The following is a 15,190-nucleotide window of genomic DNA, read 5'->3' as shown; positions in this document are numbered from 1 at the left end:
TCGTCAATGATCGGCTTGCCCATCTCCTCGGCCTCGGTTGTTCCGATGCCTGAGGTTAACAGCTCGCCGCGAAAGTTAACAGCCCCTCAGGGCCTTTATGAAACCGTCTCTTAAGCACGATGGAAGCGGCGGACAAGGGGTGGGTCATGACGAACCAGCACGCATACGCACTCGAATCCCTGAACAAATACGGTGTCTGTCCCGCAGATCAGTTCGCAGAGCGTGTCTCATTCGAGTTCGCAGACATGAACGCGATACCCGAGAAATTCACAGGCGCGTTCGATTTCGTGTGGTCATGCTGCGCCTTCGAGCATCTTGGCTCAATCCGACATGGCCTCGACTTCGTGAAGAATTCGGCGCGCTGTTTGCGGCCGGGCGGAGTTGCCGTGCATACAACCGAGTTCAACCTTTCGTCCAATGACGAGACGTTTGAAGACCCTGGCTGCGTGATCTTCCGCAAGCAGGACATGGAAACGTTGCGCGACGAGCTGGAAGCCGACGGCTACCGCGTTGCGCCCTTCAACTTCAACCCCGGTGGCAAGCCAGTCGATCAACACGTCGACGCGCCACCCTACGCAGCATCCCCGCACCTGAAGATCGCACTGGGGGGCTACGTTGCAACCTCGATCGGATTGATCGTCCATAAGCCCTAAGCAGAGCGCCAAAAAAATGCCCGCCACGCTCTCCGGAGAGAGGCATGGCGGGCGGGCGTTGCTAGTTAATGGGTTGCAGCCGCTTGGGCGTCGCGCTCACGCTCCTTCACCTCCAGCGACTCGCGGTTCATGTCCACCAGATTGCGCGCCCGTTGCTGAAGTTGCTGGTAAAGCGCGGGGTGATCTTCCTTGAACAGCGTGATGGTCGTCTGCGCCACCGCCAGCTGGTCGTCCCACGTTGCGAGATCCTTCGCGGTGTAATCCCCGTTGATCTCTACCTTCATCGCCTTCAGCTCCTGTGCCTCGCCATAGAGCCAGCCCAGAGTATCGGAAGCATCGGGCCCGGCCGGGGTCGGGTGGAGCACAGCCATGAGAGCGCTCGGCGTGCGGTTTGCAATCGCCGCTTCGACCATCCTCTGAAGACGGGCTTTCCCCGCCTCCAGGCTCGGCGCCTCGTCGGCGTCCGCGTTCTGCGAACCCATCGATTCTGCCGAGCGGTAGAGGCACACATCGTAAGCGTCTGAGAAGATGTTCCGCTCGACAGAGCCGATCTGCACGCCATCCACCTTGGCAACGTGCAAATCGCGGTCGATCTCTACCCAGGCCACCGCCAGCGCCTTCCGGTCCGTTGGATTTCGCTCCCACGAGTCTTTGGCAACCTCACCGAGCCGATCCCAGGGCCGCCTCCTTGCTCCGTCTTGGTAGTTCGGCTGCACAGCCAGATCACGCTCATATGCAAGCTGACCGGGCGACTTTTGTCGTTCCCGGGCAGCAGACGCGTCGAGTTCGGCGAGCAACGTGTTCTTCCGCGCGTGAAGCGCGTTGAACGCTACACCCAGATCCGAGTACTCGCAGATCCCGTCCCCGGCCAGTAGCGACGGCAGCGACTGCCCTTCCCTATGGCCAAAGATCCCAACGTCAACTTCGAAGTTCAGCGTATCGCTTTCCTTCCATTTAACGAGCGCCCGGCAATAGCGCCGGTCAGGAAGGTCACCTGTGATTTCGACGCAACGATAGCCGTCGGGCATGGCTGCGATCGTCGTCGTACGAAGGCAACGCGAGAGTGCGTTGACGTTGATGTCGGCCTGAGTCACTCGCGCCACCGGTAGCTGCGCGTGCGGCAATGGCAGTTGATTCATTTCACTTCTCCAACAAGGCTGATTGCGAGAAGCGCCCCCACGGGGAGCGTCCCCGCGAGGGTTTAAAAAGTCACTGGAGGGCCGCCACCTCCCGAGGGAGGAAACGGCTATCGAGTCGACTACTTGAGCTCGAACATGCCAATTGCGGCGGAGATGGCCTCGGCCGATTCCTGGCGTTTGCCAAGCTCGTTGAAGCGCAGCGCATTGCGAAGCACCTGCAACGGATCAGGAGTCGAGCCTTGCATCACCGGATCCGATTGCGGAACCACGTCGCAATCGACGGAGTCGACGGCGCTGGACAGGTCAGTGCCGTTGTACTCCTCGAGCATCACGGAAACGACGCTCCAAGCCGAGGTGGCGCGAGGGTTCGCGCTATGCCGTACTGCTGCGCCCGAGAATGCGAAACCCCATGCCTTCAGCAGTACGCGAGCCATTCTTTCGGCACCTTCCACGACTTCCAAGTCGCTCATTCCGACATGGATTTCGGGCAGGCCTGCGTCACGTGCCAGACAAGTTTGCTCTTTCATGTGTGCTCCATCATTGATTTGCGAAGCACACAGCCCCGCGGGCCTGAGATGCCCCGCGTGGGTTTGTATAAGTGGCTGATCAGCCCAGCGACCGGATCAAATCCCGACCCTGGTCGACAGCGGAGATCCGCAATCGACCAGGTATCGGCTTCTCGCGATCTTCTGACGTAGCGCCCGGAGAACGCACACCCGATCGGGTGCCGGACGCCGGGTGGCCTCACTCCGCTAAGCGGAGGCCGTTGCCATAGCTGACCAGTCTGACGGACGCACCGAGACGCGGCTGATGCAGGCGATCCGCCGTGGCGTTGTACACCTCGCCGTCGCTGGCGCGCACGCCGACTTCGACGAGATCCTGCGCGTATGCGCTCCGGACGTCATAGGTTCCTTGCGGAACCTGCGCCGGAACGAGACGGACACGCACGACAGTACCGTTCGCGCCGAGCGCCGGCTGCTGGTCGGCCGTCTGCCCGAAGGCGTTGCCGCCGGCGAGCATGCTTGCGACGGCGAACGAGATGGCGACGATCGGGGACATTGCGATTTTCAACATGGTTTGCTCCTGAAAGAAAGATTGGGGCAAACCGGTCCCTATGGGGAACGGAGCCCCAGAGGGAAAAACGAGAGATGCCGGCGGGCGGCAACACGAATCTCGGACGTTGAGTCGACCGAGCAAGGCTGGAAACGGACCAGCTACCGATGGAAAGCGATTACGAGTATAGCACTGGACTTCCTGATGAGAATATGAAACCCGGGCGGGCTTCTCTGATCCGGATGCGCCTGTCGCCGCTACGCCGCCTTCGCGGCCTGGCGGCTCTTGTGTCGCGCCAAACCCTATTCCTAGAATTCCGGGATGGCTGGACGCTCCATCACGCGCTTCCCGCCATTCCGGGCGTCAAAACAGCTTTTCGAGCGCGCGTGCCGTGCGAATATCCTGTAGCACAACCAGCACCTCCCGATTGAGCAGATAGCGCAGGAATTGGGAGTCATCGGCCAACGTCCAGCTCATCACGAATGAGAACCCTCGTAGGGAGCCATCTGCGCTCTCGACATGCCAGACGCGCCTCAGCAGACCAAACAAGATCTCTAGATCTCGGTTGACCACGAAATCTCGCTTCCGCTGGCCTTGCGGCGTAGTCGGGGGCGAGCGATCTGGAAGAAGGCTGGAGAGCGGCACCAGTGCTTCGTGCCCGTCGCGAGCAACGGGATTCCCCGTCAGAAGTGCTGTTAGCACTCGCGCTTCGCGGTCCGTCAGCCTCAGGTCTTGCTTGAGCATGTCCCATGCTGTTGCACTCATTCTCGTCCGTTCCTGTGCAGGTTCGTGTTTGAAAGGGCACCCTGCCGCGTGTGGCCTTGCGAGTCGACGTTACGCGCCCGCATGACCAAAACCCAGTGCCGCCGGTCTGCTGTAGTCGGGATTCTTGATCTTGATCCAGTCGAGCGAACGTCCGCGTTTGTAGGTCGACGATTTTCGCTTCGCGACCATTCCCTCAAGTCGTGGATCTTTACCTGCTCAAAGACAAGCTCGCCGACGCGTTCGACGTCAGTGAGATAGATGAGCCGTTCTGTGTTGTCGAAGGCGTCCCGCAGACGTGCCTTCCGCTCGGTAAGCTCGATCTGGCGCAAATCGCGCTTGCCCGATAGGAGCATGTCGAACACGAAGATCCGTGCAGGGTGTCGACGAGCGGCCGCCGGAATATTCCGCGGCGACGTCGTGCTTAAACGCTCCATCAGCTGCCGGAATGGCGTCGCCCCGCGACCGTCGCCGATGGCAAGCTCGCTGTCCCACACGAAATCCCCTGGCACGGCAGCAACTGCTTCCACGATCTCGGGAAATGAGCGGTTAAAAGGCTTGCCTTGACGGCTGGTTATCGCTATTTCGTCGCCACATTTATCGACAAGACATCTGAAACCGTCCAGCTTCCACTCGAAGAGCCAGTCGTCGTGGGAGAAGGGACGACGGCGGCGCGTCGCGTGCATCAGGTCAGAAGGTTTGATCGGCCGATCGAGTTCCATGGGAGTCTCCCTGACGCCATTGTCCGAGCGGCAAAGGCAAAACCCAAGGCAACGCACCCCGTATCCTGGGAGAGCCGTCGCCCCTTTTCGGATCGGCGGAGATTTCCGTTGTGCTAGTGACCCTGCACGGATGACGCGGCGGCTGCAACCGGAGCAGGCGAAATCCGGACGACAGGCTGGTCGTCCATCACCACGACGGGATGATATCGCATGAACTCGAAATGACTGCGCATCCAGTCATATACCGGGCCGGTGACCAGCATGACTACAAACAGGCCCGCGGCGGCGCCAAGCATGAGAAAGGGAAGCTTCGAACCCAGCGTGGCGGCCGGTGCGTCCCTACGCTTCTTTACTGTCGGCATGATGAAATTTGGCTGTCAGTTTGGTGAGAGGCATGCGGGCGTAAACCGGGTTCCCTTCGGGAATAGGGTTGCCACCCGCGAATCGCTTCTCTGGATAGACTTAAGTTTGCGGCCGTCTGGCCCAACGATGACGCAGTGAAACGCCGCTGGATACAGCGCCGCGCGATCCGTCGCCGTCATCGTGTACATCGCAACCCACTTGCCATCGTCACCACACATGAGGGGAACTCCGGGTGTATCGCGTACAGTACCACGCAGCCCGCAACCCGATACCGCCCGTCCGGACGCCGCGTCTGCACCCTTGAGCGCGGTCAGCTCGCCCGTACCAGCCGCATGCGCCGCCACGACCGCACTTGCCAGCCCGACCATCGAAACCAGTTTCTTCATGGTGCAATGTTCCAATCAAATTCCGGCAAATGTTGATGTCCGGAAAACTTCTTTAAGCGCAATGAAGGCCGCCCCACACGTTGCTAGAATCGCAATTTCTGGAATGGCCTGCGCAGTAGTGCCCCCAAATGCTCTGCCGCAACGGGCGTTAAGCCAACCACAAGCGAGACGTCACAGCACGGCAAACTGCGAATTGCCAGTCCCAATGCGGCGTTCGCGAGAATCGCCACCACCGCAAAGAGGACGCCCACAATCAGGAGAGGGACGAGCCAGATTCCGAACATGACATTTTCCGTCGCGAGGTTAATCACCAGCACCGAGGGCCGCCGGCGCGGCGATCGAAATTCCTCTGCGCGCGCCGCAATCCGAACACCACACTTGCGGTAAGCGCCCCGGCAGCCACCGTCAACGCTCCAAAATAGAGACCTTGCGCTACCGTGGCGCCAAGCGCATCGGCGCAGCTCGCGACGCGAGGAATCGCGGCACTGATAGCGCCATGAAACAGATCAAAGAAACTATCCAATGCTTCGCCAACCGTCCCAAGCCCAGCATCGCCTAGAGCATGACGAGGCGCAGCGCCGATCGTCTGCAACGCTAGGGAAACGCTGATTTATTCGGCTCGGCGGTCATCGCAGACGTAGCCGAGGACGTTTAGAAGACAGCTCACGGAACGGACCCACGACGATGAAGAGGCAGATCGGCTTCGCGGAAGCGGAAATTGCAGGCAAGAAGCGAGTGACGAGGCGCCAACGCTTCCTGGAAGAGATGGAGAAGGTCGTTCCGTGGCAGCGCTTGCTGTCGGCCATCGAACCGCACTATCCGAAGGGCACGCGAGGTCGCCCGCCGATTGGCCTTGAGCGGATGCTGCGAATCTACTTCGTGCAACAGTGGTACGGACTGTCGGACGAAGGACTGGAAGACGCGCTGTATGACAGCATCACGCTGCGAGCCTTCGCCGGCATCGATCTGGCGATCGAGAACGTGCCTGATGCAACCACGCTGTTGAAGTTCCGGCGCCTGCTGATCGAACACGAACTGACACGGAAGTTGTTCGACGAGATTGGCATCTCGCTGTGCGAGCGTGGGCTGATGATGAAGGAAGGCACGCTGGTTGACGCGACGATCATTGAAGCGCCGCCGTCGACCAAGAATGCCGGGAAGAGCCGTGACCCGGAAATGCATCAAACGAAGAAGGGCAACGAATGGCACTTTGGCATGAAAGCCCACATTGGCGTCGACGCCGACTCGGGCCTGATTCACAGTGTGGTTGGCACGGCGGCCAACGTGTCGGATGTATCGCAAGCTCATGCCCTGCTGCACGGGCATGAAGAGCAGGTGTTCGCCGACGCGGGCTACATTGGCGTCGACAAGCGCGAGGAAATGGCGGGCAAGGCCGTGAAGTGGCACGTCGCTGCCAGGCGGGGAAAGATCAAGGCGATGCAAGAAGGAGCGCTGAAGGACCTGGTGATCGCGCTCGAGCGAACCAAGGCGCAGATCCGTTCGCGGGTTGAGCATCCGTTTCATATCGTCAAGAATCTGTTTCAGCATCGCAAGACCCGATACAAGGGCTTGGCCAAGAACACCGCGCAACTGTTCAGCCTGTTCGCTCTGGCGAATCTGGTGATTGCGCGAAATCTGTTGCGATCGGTCCATGGGAGCAGTCCGTCATGCGTATGAAAAATGCGAGCAGGGGAGGCTCGCTTACGCGCCAAATTCACTGAATTGAGCGCCGATTCGCTTCGTCATCCAGAAAATTTGAAGCCATCTCGCCTGCAACTTCGGAAGTTGGTCCATTGATCAGCGTTTCCCTAGTGCCGGCACGAGCGCCACGCTGATAAGTCGAGACGATATTCGTTCCGCTTTTGATGGCGGCAGGGGCTTCTGGTCGAGAGCCTTGGGAGGAAAGAAAGTATTCATTCTGTTGTTTTCCAGTGCCGCGTATCGCGGCCGATTTTGCGAGGCTCAAATAGAGTTTTCGCACTTGCCGGCGGCAGGTACCGGCGAGGCAAGCGTGGCGATCAGCGAATAAGCCGGGTAGTCGTGCTGTGCAGTCTTCGCGAACATCTTAATCGCGGTGTCGTCATCGTCGGCGGTAATGATCGCCTGAATGGGCAAGATAACGTCCGTCGTACCGTTCTTGCGGAGAACGCCTGACACCATGAACCGCGTTGGTTGCTGAACATGCCAGCCAATGCGCGCCGCACGGCTATCGGAACCGCCCGCGATCGCCGCGGATGAGACGGCCGCAACCAGTGTTGCCGCGACCAATGCTTTGAGCCCGGTCCGTATCATGATCTGTGGTCTTATTGAATGGTCTCGACGCCGGCGAATCTTGCGGAGCCGATGACAAACTGCCCTGCTATCGCTCCGACCTCCCAAAGTTCATGGTCAGCGTGACCGCCAACATCGAACGTAATCGAGACCGAGCAGGCGTTGCTCATCGGCTGATCAGGCTTGATGTCGCCCAGGACGTGGATGTCATCAATCGACCACTTGAGGCCCGGATACTTGTCGGCGAGCCGCTTCGCTTGCTCAACGACTAACGGCCTGCACCCCGTCGCGACCTCCTCGACGCGCTCGTGAATCGCAACGTTGCGTCGCACCAAGTGGAAGACGCCAAAGAGCATGGCGACGGCGAGGCATCCAGCGATGCTGTATTCAAACGCGCGTGACCGCGGCGTGGTATTGGTATTCATGTGTTGTCCTGTTCTCCTACGCCTTGAGCTGCAACGTACGCGCCGCCGCTCGGATACGCTTCGCCACGTCGACCGGCGTATCCGAAACAACTGTCCAATCGTGGTGCCACCACGCGATAACCGCGGCGGCCTCACTCATCGAGCGTGCCGCGACCACATCGCGAACCTCGTCCGCGACTTCTTCCCACCATGCTTCACTCTCGCCGTCGCTCGCGCGAGGGTCGATAGCATGGCGATAGATCGCTTTCGCAGTATCGAGTGAGAGATCCATGCTTCTCGCTTTTCTTACCGAACGCGTTTGAGATGAACCGCCAAATTTCCGTTGTCTACAACCTTCATCAACCTTTCTGCCTAAAGACATTGGAAGCGATCGTATCCGCTATGTTTCTAGCGATAGTGCCAGCATCCTTCAAGGCCGAGCCGGTCTCTGCAACAGACCCTCTCGCCTGCTCTGCGACCGATTTAGCCTGCCGTTCCAGAGCGAGTTGGTCTGCAAGCGCGGTGACCTCACAACGCGCAAGCTCACGGCCCATTGCGCGCACCTTGTTAGCGTAACTCTCTGTGAACATGGATTCCGTCCAATCCCAATCGAGCGCTCCGGGCCATGCCTCCCAGGTCGAATCCGAGCAAACTGGTTGCTGTGGTTTGTCGCGCAGCGCGTGAACGACAGCGCCGACCAATACCTCTATCCCAAAGAGCCCGGGACCATGTGCGATGCGCTGGCCTAATGAGGTGTGTTCTTCGTAGCGGTTCGCCCTGATGTACTCATTATCGGTGCGGAGAGCCTCATCGATTTCAGCCTGTGCTGGCGGATCGAGGAAGATATTGATTTTTCGGTTCATGATGCCTTTCCGTCGTTACTCAGCGGGTCGCAAATATGCGAGAGCGTCGACGGTTCTTTGTTCCGGCGGAAGTAAGCGAGCGATACGCTCCACGTCACTTTCCTGTTGCACCTCGTTGACAAACCTCTTCGCCCGACGCGCCACGTCACGCCCGGCAGCAACCTCAAGCAACTCTGCTTCGCGGATCGCGTTGCCATGAGCGAGGCCAATCACGGTTGCGCCCGCGACGGAGCCGAACAGAGGGAATGCCTTCATTGTGGCCGCGCGCTCTGCTTCATCGGCAGGCAACTCCAGCACCACCGTCATGTACTTTGCTTCCATAATCGCCTCTTCAATTTTCCGTGGTTAACCTAGCTCGCAGTCCCCGAGCCGGACGCTTTCCTGAGCGCCACAACTTCTGCTTCAGCCTTCTCCATGCGCCACTTCATCATGTTGAACTGCTGCGCGTATGTTGGCGGCTCATTTACGCTTGCAGTGCCGTTGGCCACGATGCTGAAAAAACGTTGACGTTGCTGCTCCGTCAGTTCCGCGTGTGCCCAATGCCAAAGCCGCTCGTGTCGGGTGCCATACCAATAGCGCGTGTGTTCCAAACTGCTGTGCACGCGATCCAGTAGGTCCGCAGCCTCAACGTCGTTGCCCGCCCGAAGTCTTGCGACGATCGCAGAAACTTGGACGTCAAGCGGAACATCTTCCTCTGCCATGATATCTACCGTCCTATTCTCAGAGTGCTGGCGGGGCCGGCTGCTCCAGGTCGCAGCAGTGCGTGGGGAACTCCGCGCTAGCCTCCTCGAGCTTCGGACCACCCGAGTAAAACCAGTCGAAGTCATCTCCGCGATCTGCTATAGCCAGCCGAGGCGTTTCCCACGAGGGTGCCCACACCCAAAGTACCCTTCCCGCAAACCACTCTTCGCCTTCGTCAAACTCGCGCCAGTTCCCTTCCATGGGTCCATCCTGCTTCTAGAGCAACGCCATCTGCTCGGTACCACCCTCACATGTAGCGCGCGTAGCGGCTACGTCCGCCCCGTGATCGCGGGGGGCAACGGTCGCACTTCGCTCGCGGCGGCCGGGGCCGTCTGCCTGCCGATACTGGCTGCCCCACTCAGGACTCAGCACGACAGCCGCGAACAGCGCGTCAGGCCCGATCTTTATGCAGTCGATCATTAGTTTTCCAGTGCCGGTCGGCCGGCGATTCTTCATTGGCGTTATGCGTTGCGCATGGCCTGCTTCCAGCCGGCTTTCACGCCAATGCCGATTCCAACGGACACCAACCCCGTTGCGATATAACGGCATTTCAAAGGCCGCCTTGACCCCTTCAAGTCAGACGGCCTTCGCAGGCGAGTGCGCGGCGCCCGCAGCTCGGGCGAACGGCGCAGAGTCGATGCCCGCCAACCCATCCCGTGCGGTGTCGCGCAGCTTGCGGGTCGTCTCGTCGGCGGGCATGCCATCCAGGTACTGCGTCAGTTCCCGATCGAGGTACCGAAGTGCATTCATCGCCGCGCGCTGTGCGCGCCCGGCGGCCCACCACGGGGCAAGCCAGTGGCTAGCAGGCGGCTCGTTCAGGTTGAGATACCCGAAGGCCATCGCTCCGTCGATCGCTTCACAGATGCGCTTTCGAACCGCTTCCGCTGATGCCGCGACAATTCCGTCTGAAGCTGCGTCAAGCCCATCCAGCCGGCGACGCACCTCGTTCTTGAGCCGTGCGACGGCCTCGCCTACGGTCAGTCCGAGGTGGAGATCGGCTCCCTCGTGCATGCCGAGCATCGGCTCCGACCAGAACTCGCACGTCGTCAGCCGGCCGACGTCACGCCCGTCCTGAACATGGCCGAGCAGCGCGCTGCGGAACGCGAAACCCATCTCGAACGCATCCCACAGCGACACTTTGCGCGCCGGGACTGGCCGGCTCGGCACGCCAGCCTGCGCAACCACAGCGCACTCACCGGCCGGTGCCGCGTCCGGGGCGGGGAAACTGGCGTCCGCGCCTTTCAGCGCGTGATATGCGGGATCCGATCGCTTCAACGCAATCGACGCGACTGCACCGGTATCGAGGATGCGCGTGCGGCCCGCGACCGTATCGAAGTGCTTGCCGGCCGCGTACCAGTGCAGCGCCTCCTCCGGTGTCCAGTCGTTGCGCTCAAGGCCTCGCTGGATCTCTTCGGGAATTGCCGCAGCGTCGCTGCGATCTACCACGCACGCTTGCGCTGCGCCGGCCGCCGGCGTAACCGTCGAGTGCGCCCAGCGCAGTGCTTCGCCGACCTGAGTTGCGTTGAGCTGCTGCGACGCCTCCATGCCGAGCGCAAACCGGATGGCGCGGCCGATTGGGTTTCGGTTGCCCAGATTGTGATACAGCACCCAGAGCAGCGCCGCCCGTCCCCAATCGGTGAACTCAGGCTCGGTAACCGGTTCTACAAGCATCCCGGCGCAACGCTCGAGTGCGTTCGCGTCCAGGTCGCCGATCGTGATCGCTTCGTGATTGGTTGCGGCGCTCCGGGCGCGTCTGGCGAGATCGCGCACTGCGTGGACATCGGCGCACATCACCCGCCCGCCAGCGTCGCGCATGATCACATTGCCGGGAAGCGCCGAAAGGACCGCACTGAATGTCGTCTGAATGCCGACGGTGTTGCCCGCCTGGCGCGCATTACCGTATTCGATGACGCGTTGGGCAAGCTCGGTGAGCGATGCGACCGCTTCCTGATCGGTCGGCAGTGCGCGCATCACCAGCTCGATATCGCGCATACACTCGCGGGCGCCGCTGGCATCGCCCGCCCACTCCCTGGATTCGTATTCGTGGACCTTCCGGGCGCATGCGTGCAGCCCCGCATTGAGGCCTTTCGCGTATGCATTCGACCATGCGATCCCGATGGCCGCGGCGGCGGTGACTGGCGCTGCATACACTGGTTCAGTGTTCGCTCGCTCCGGCGTGACGAACAGCGTCTCCCGCTCCCAGTCTTTCGATCCGGCCGCGACCTTCGGCGAGACATAGCCGATCGGCTCGCCCGGGAACTGCAGCGACGCGTGCTCGAGCGCCGTTATCGCCTGCTGGATCACCGCCTTGTTCCCGACCGGGACGCCCGTCCAGTCAAGATGCTTCAATGCCTGCGCTATGTCGCTCGCGTTCATGTCTTTTCGATTCGCGTTGACCCGGGCCATCCGGGGTTTCATGGACCACAATACCGGGGAAGGCGCTCAAATCAAGGCTCGCTCGCTGTGCTACCGACCCGTCGGCGCAAAGCGGAGAAGCGGCTCAAAGGTCATCTCCGGATGCAAGCAGGCTGGCCGCGGACTTCGCCGCTCGCGTGATAGCTGATAGGTTCCCGTCTATGGGGGCACGGTTACCTTTCGCGTCGCGAGAATGCGTGCGCTTTTGCTCAGCCAGATTCGGAAATTCGTCCGCATTTCCGTCGAGCGTGATCGTGACGGGACCGTTGCGCATATTGCCAGTCATACGACCCTTGAGATCGCGCCTCTCGGCGTTGGTCAGATTGCGCCACTTGGCGATGCAGTAGTTGCCCACGAGAAGCCCACGCGGCGCCGGGCCCTGCATCTCCCCAACGGATATTCCGCGCTCCGCGCACCATTTCTCGGCGGCGCGACACGCCTCGAAGTCGCCCGGCTGATCAAAAGCGATGGTTACCATGCTGCATTCTCCTCTCCGTCAATCGGGCGTGCGTTGCGCTCAGGCGTTACAGGTCCTCGTCGCCGGCCGGGGATTCGGTACCGGCGCCATGCGCGGCTACCGCCGCGCAAGCACCGGACAGCGTCTCGCGACGAACCGTGGAGGCGAACGCCAGCAGATCCGCATAGCCAACGCCGCTGATGTCGCCGCCGTGGGCCTGAATGAACTGGTCGAGCAGCGGGCGCACCGCAGAGATTTCCGCCATGACGTCGTTGAACGGGCGTTCCAGCGGAGCTTCCGGCGATGGTGCATTCCCCGCTTCCGGTCCGGAGTTGTCAGGCATACGGACACCCTTCTGCGAAGCCGATGCGCAGGCTGCGTCAGCGAGAATCGCGTCCAGTTGGTCGGCGTAAAGCGCAACCATGTCGCCTCGGCCGCCGTAGGCCGGGATGACTTTCCCGCCCGCGTCGACAGCACGCTCGAACGCCGCGCGTTCATCGGGAGACACGCGAGCAACGAGTACGTATTCGACGTCGTGGTCATCCTGCTTATCGGCGCACCACGAAACCTCGTGCAGATTCGCGAATTTGAACTCACCGGGCGGCAGGTTGCCAAGATTCAGGTATATGCGCGGCGGCGCGTTCTTGACGATAGAATCCATGGTCCTCTTCTCACTGGGCATTGCCGCGGCCGGCGGCGGATCCTGTACGCGGGGTTGAAATTCCACGATACCCGCCCTACCCCGCAAATCAAGTTGGGAGCATGGGTCATTCGGGTGTCAGGTGTGCCGCACCGCTTGATGCCTGCTTAACTTCTTATCAGGAAGTTGTGAGCAGGATTGTACCCGCCAATGTCCTGAAAGATGGATCCAAAGAAGAATCGGTCGGTCGACTTCTGGCGCGGTTCGATGTCCGCCCTTACCCGCCTCAGACCGAGCAGAATGTGGTCCCGCGCGGGGAGTGTCGTTCCCGCAGGGATTCGTGAGGCAATGCACCGCTAGCGGTACGGTCAGCAGTGCCTGGTTCACGTCCGGGCGCGCCTATCGCGCCTCTATCTCGAAAGCCCTAGTCACCGGCTGCTCTCGGCTTCCCGGAAGCTCTCGTGGCGGCGTGCAAGCCCGGATGCCGACGGCTGGTCCTCAGACCGGTCCGGAATGCCCTTCAGGTATTTGCCGTGATACTGCCAGTAGTCCGTGTTGGCGAGCGTCCTTGATACGTGGACAACGCATCGGTCGTCGACCGACATGAGATTGAGATCGAAAAGCGTGTGGATGTCCGCCCGCAACAGCAGGCCGTTGCGGGTCGAGTAGTCAGTCAGGAGCGAGTGCGGCACGATGTGCGCCGCCTCGAGCAGTTCCACGACGCGGGAGCCAGTGACCGCGCAGCTCTTGCGGTACGCGTCGAGCAATTGCCTGCGGAACCGTTGCTGTCCGCGGCGCGTCTTGATCGCACGATTCTGGACCTCGTCGTAGGTTGCGTCCTCGTCATACTCGATGTCACCGTCTGCGTTGACGCCCGGAACCTCCGGTTCCACATCTCTCACGACAAGACACTCACCCGTACGGCTATCGTAGGCGTGGACGTACCACTCCGCGACGTCGAGCTGCCGTCGTGCGACCGACGAGGCACCCTTTCCCAGTTCGTCGACCCGGCGGCGGTTTCCTTCGCAGAGGATGACGCGCGCCACCAGCCCTCTCCGGAACGACTCCTGAATGGCATCGTCCAGCGCTTTGGCCCGCGCCGCCTGATCGTGCGCACGCAGCCGCATTGAAGCGTCGGACGTGTCATCTCTCGCGATTGCCAGCAGGGCATCGTGCGTTTCCCGCACGTTCCCGCCAAACACAATCCGGCCGAGGGGATCGGTTGTCAGGTTCTCGTACCAGAAGCACAGGGCGAAGCCATCGCTCACCGACCCGAAGCACCATTCATAGCAGAACCTCGGGTTGGATCTGTAATTCTCGACTGGGTCACCGTTCGACGTGCGGTGCCACTCCTCGACGGAAAACCCCGCATCCTGCAGTAGTTCGTAAAGCAGCCCCTTGGTTTTCGGCCTGAGGCTCTCGAGATCGAAGGGCATCGCCTCGGAGCGACGAAAGGAAACATGCCGCCCGGTGAGGTCTAGCCGGATCTGGCGCCAACCTGCCTCGCGCCACAGCCGGCCCGGATGTCCGTCTTTGACGCCGGAATTTGACCAGTATGGCCGGAACCGGCCGGCAGTCGGGGGCAGACGGAAGCCGAGGAGCCGTTCGATCTCGTCGAACGAAAGCGTTACCTCACTCCGGTCCAGATTGCGAAGGTAGTCTGCGAGGGGTGCGTATTTGGACATTGTCTTGCTCGCGCGTTGTGGATGCGGGGGGAGGATGCGCGCAACGTCCGGGTCGACGGCCCAGGCTGGCTCGCGCGCCGCCCCTGCATGCGCAGAGCGTAGCACGACACGCCGGGCGATCTCGCTCCTGGCGGGAGATCACCCAATGCCTTCAGTGTTACATGAGCGCGGCGCGTAGCGATGCTTTGCTACGGCCGGCAGCGCGTCTCTTCCAACAATCGCTTCCGCAAGGTCAGCGGCCCTGTTCCAACCTATCGCCATTTGCCGCTGGATGTGAGCCACGCACACCCCATCGAACGCAATGATTTTCCTTGCCCGGGTCAGCTCGCTCTCTGTTAGCGGTAGGAGCGCAGCCCTTTCCAGAATGCCCATGTGCCTTCCTCTCATCAAGTGGCGCTTGACAACGCCCGGCGCCGTAACCGCTACGACCCGGGACGGCACCTGGTCCTACCGGGACAATTTCGCCAGCCCCCTTCTATGAGCAGTAATTTGTCAAGGCCGCTTACAAAGCGTCGATCAATTTCTTCCGCATCTCCTTGCTAGAGCGTATGGCGGGGTCAAGGGCAGGCGAAGCCTGGCGTAGCGAACCCTTGACACTGGGAAGAGGCGATATGCTGGCGTATGTTGGTGAGCGCG

At 61.0% G+C, this 15,190-nt stretch carries 20 protein-coding genes; 2 read left to right on the top strand and 18 right to left on the bottom strand.

Going from position 1 to position 15,190, the window contains the following annotated elements; translation table 11 throughout:
- Window positions 1-146 precede the first annotated feature (146 nt).
- Complete coding sequence (locus HV711_RS29680; RefSeq protein ID WP_244142769.1) at window positions 147-653, top strand: SAM-dependent methyltransferase; 507 nt, start codon at window positions 147-149, stop codon at window positions 651-653.
- Between the two features lie 65 nt (window positions 654-718).
- Here the strand turns inward: HV711_RS29680 and HV711_RS29675 are convergent, their stop codons facing one another.
- The 7 genes from HV711_RS29675 to HV711_RS29645 all read right to left on the bottom strand — a co-directional run bounded on the left by HV711_RS29675 (window position 719) and on the right by HV711_RS29645 (window position 5,078).
- Complete coding sequence (locus tag HV711_RS29675) at window positions 719-1,792, bottom strand: hypothetical protein (RefSeq protein ID WP_035485223.1); 1,074 nt, start codon at window positions 1,790-1,792, stop codon at window positions 719-721.
- 119 nt (window positions 1,793-1,911) lie between these two features.
- The gene (locus HV711_RS33650) at window positions 1,912-2,319 is read right to left on the bottom strand and encodes a hypothetical protein (RefSeq protein WP_035485220.1); all 408 of its coding nucleotides are present in this window, start codon (window positions 2,317-2,319) and stop codon (window positions 1,912-1,914) included.
- Window positions 2,320-2,536: 217 nt separating this feature from the next.
- A complete protein-coding gene (locus tag HV711_RS29665; protein ID WP_175145517.1) occupies window positions 2,537-2,851 on the bottom strand; it encodes a hypothetical protein in 315 nt (104 codons plus the stop codon).
- A 357-nt stretch (window positions 2,852-3,208) separates the two neighbouring features.
- Window positions 3,209-3,610, bottom strand: a complete 402-nt coding sequence (locus HV711_RS29660) for a hypothetical protein (protein WP_175145515.1) — start codon at window positions 3,608-3,610, stop codon at window positions 3,209-3,211.
- The gene (locus tag HV711_RS29655; RefSeq protein ID WP_051224762.1) at window positions 3,607-4,329 is read right to left on the bottom strand and encodes an ATP-dependent DNA ligase; all 723 of its coding nucleotides are present in this window, start codon (window positions 4,327-4,329) and stop codon (window positions 3,607-3,609) included. Before HV711_RS29655 ends, HV711_RS29660 begins: the two co-directional genes overlap by 4 nt.
- 113 nt (window positions 4,330-4,442) lie before the next feature.
- Window positions 4,443-4,691, bottom strand: a complete 249-nt coding sequence (locus tag HV711_RS29650; RefSeq protein ID WP_175145513.1) for a hypothetical protein — start codon at window positions 4,689-4,691, stop codon at window positions 4,443-4,445.
- 15 nt (window positions 4,692-4,706) lie between these two features.
- Complete coding sequence (locus HV711_RS29645; protein ID WP_035485213.1) at window positions 4,707-5,078, bottom strand: hypothetical protein; 372 nt, start codon at window positions 5,076-5,078, stop codon at window positions 4,707-4,709.
- A 684-nt stretch (window positions 5,079-5,762) separates the two neighbouring features.
- Here HV711_RS29645 and HV711_RS29640 point away from each other — a divergent pair.
- Window positions 5,763-6,755 (top strand): IS5-like element ISBmu2 family transposase, encoded by a 993-nt coding sequence (locus tag HV711_RS29640; RefSeq protein ID WP_006412423.1) that lies wholly within the window; start codon window positions 5,763-5,765, stop codon window positions 6,753-6,755.
- A 37-nt stretch (window positions 6,756-6,792) separates the two neighbouring features.
- Here HV711_RS29640 and HV711_RS29635 read toward each other — a convergent pair whose 3' ends face one another.
- The 11 genes from HV711_RS29635 to HV711_RS33645 form a co-directional block, all read right to left on the bottom strand.
- Complete coding sequence (locus HV711_RS29635) at window positions 6,793-7,044, bottom strand: hypothetical protein (protein WP_175145489.1); 252 nt, start codon at window positions 7,042-7,044, stop codon at window positions 6,793-6,795.
- Window positions 7,041-7,370: a hypothetical protein gene (locus HV711_RS29630; protein ID WP_051223902.1), complete on the bottom strand. Its 330-nt coding sequence runs from the start codon at window positions 7,368-7,370 to the stop codon at window positions 7,041-7,043. Before HV711_RS29630 ends, HV711_RS29635 begins: the two co-directional genes overlap by 4 nt.
- 11 nt (window positions 7,371-7,381) lie before the next feature.
- Window positions 7,382-7,774 carry a hypothetical protein gene (locus tag HV711_RS29625; protein WP_035477098.1) on the bottom strand — a complete coding sequence of 131 codons (393 nt, stop codon included), beginning with the start codon at window positions 7,772-7,774 and terminating at the stop codon, window positions 7,382-7,384.
- Window positions 7,775-7,790: 16 nt separating this feature from the next.
- Window positions 7,791-8,045 carry a hypothetical protein gene (locus tag HV711_RS29620; protein WP_035477109.1) on the bottom strand — a complete coding sequence of 85 codons (255 nt, stop codon included), beginning with the start codon at window positions 8,043-8,045 and terminating at the stop codon, window positions 7,791-7,793.
- 67 nt (window positions 8,046-8,112) lie between these two features.
- On the bottom strand, window positions 8,113-8,616 hold the full coding sequence (locus HV711_RS29615) for a hypothetical protein (RefSeq protein WP_035477113.1): 504 nt from the start codon (window positions 8,614-8,616) through the stop codon (window positions 8,113-8,115).
- A 15-nt stretch (window positions 8,617-8,631) separates the two neighbouring features.
- Window positions 8,632-8,937: a hypothetical protein gene (locus HV711_RS29610; protein WP_035477115.1), complete on the bottom strand. Its 306-nt coding sequence runs from the start codon at window positions 8,935-8,937 to the stop codon at window positions 8,632-8,634.
- A gap of 29 nt (window positions 8,938-8,966) precedes the next feature.
- A complete protein-coding gene (locus HV711_RS29605; RefSeq protein WP_035477117.1) occupies window positions 8,967-9,317 on the bottom strand; it encodes a hypothetical protein in 351 nt (116 codons plus the stop codon).
- A gap of 616 nt (window positions 9,318-9,933) precedes the next feature.
- A complete protein-coding gene (locus HV711_RS29600; protein WP_035477123.1) occupies window positions 9,934-11,763 on the bottom strand; it encodes a hypothetical protein in 1,830 nt (609 codons plus the stop codon).
- A 94-nt stretch (window positions 11,764-11,857) separates the two neighbouring features.
- The gene (locus HV711_RS29595; RefSeq protein WP_063826546.1) at window positions 11,858-12,250 is read right to left on the bottom strand and encodes a hypothetical protein; all 393 of its coding nucleotides are present in this window, start codon (window positions 12,248-12,250) and stop codon (window positions 11,858-11,860) included.
- A 46-nt stretch (window positions 12,251-12,296) separates the two neighbouring features.
- Window positions 12,297-12,956, bottom strand: coding sequence for a hypothetical protein (locus HV711_RS29590; RefSeq protein WP_175145511.1), 660 nt, complete (start codon window positions 12,954-12,956; stop codon window positions 12,297-12,299).
- 341 nt (window positions 12,957-13,297) lie between these two features.
- Window positions 13,298-14,554 (bottom strand): HNH endonuclease, encoded by a 1,257-nt coding sequence (locus HV711_RS33645; RefSeq protein ID WP_051223903.1) that lies wholly within the window; start codon window positions 14,552-14,554, stop codon window positions 13,298-13,300.
- Between the last annotated feature and the right edge of the window lie 636 nt (window positions 14,555-15,190).

The organism is Paraburkholderia phenoliruptrix (assembly GCF_902859825.1).
GTDB lineage: Bacteria > Pseudomonadota > Gammaproteobacteria > Burkholderiales > Burkholderiaceae > Paraburkholderia > Paraburkholderia phenoliruptrix.
Note: the sequence above shows the minus strand (reverse complement) of the source record. Positions and strands in the feature narration are given on the sequence as shown.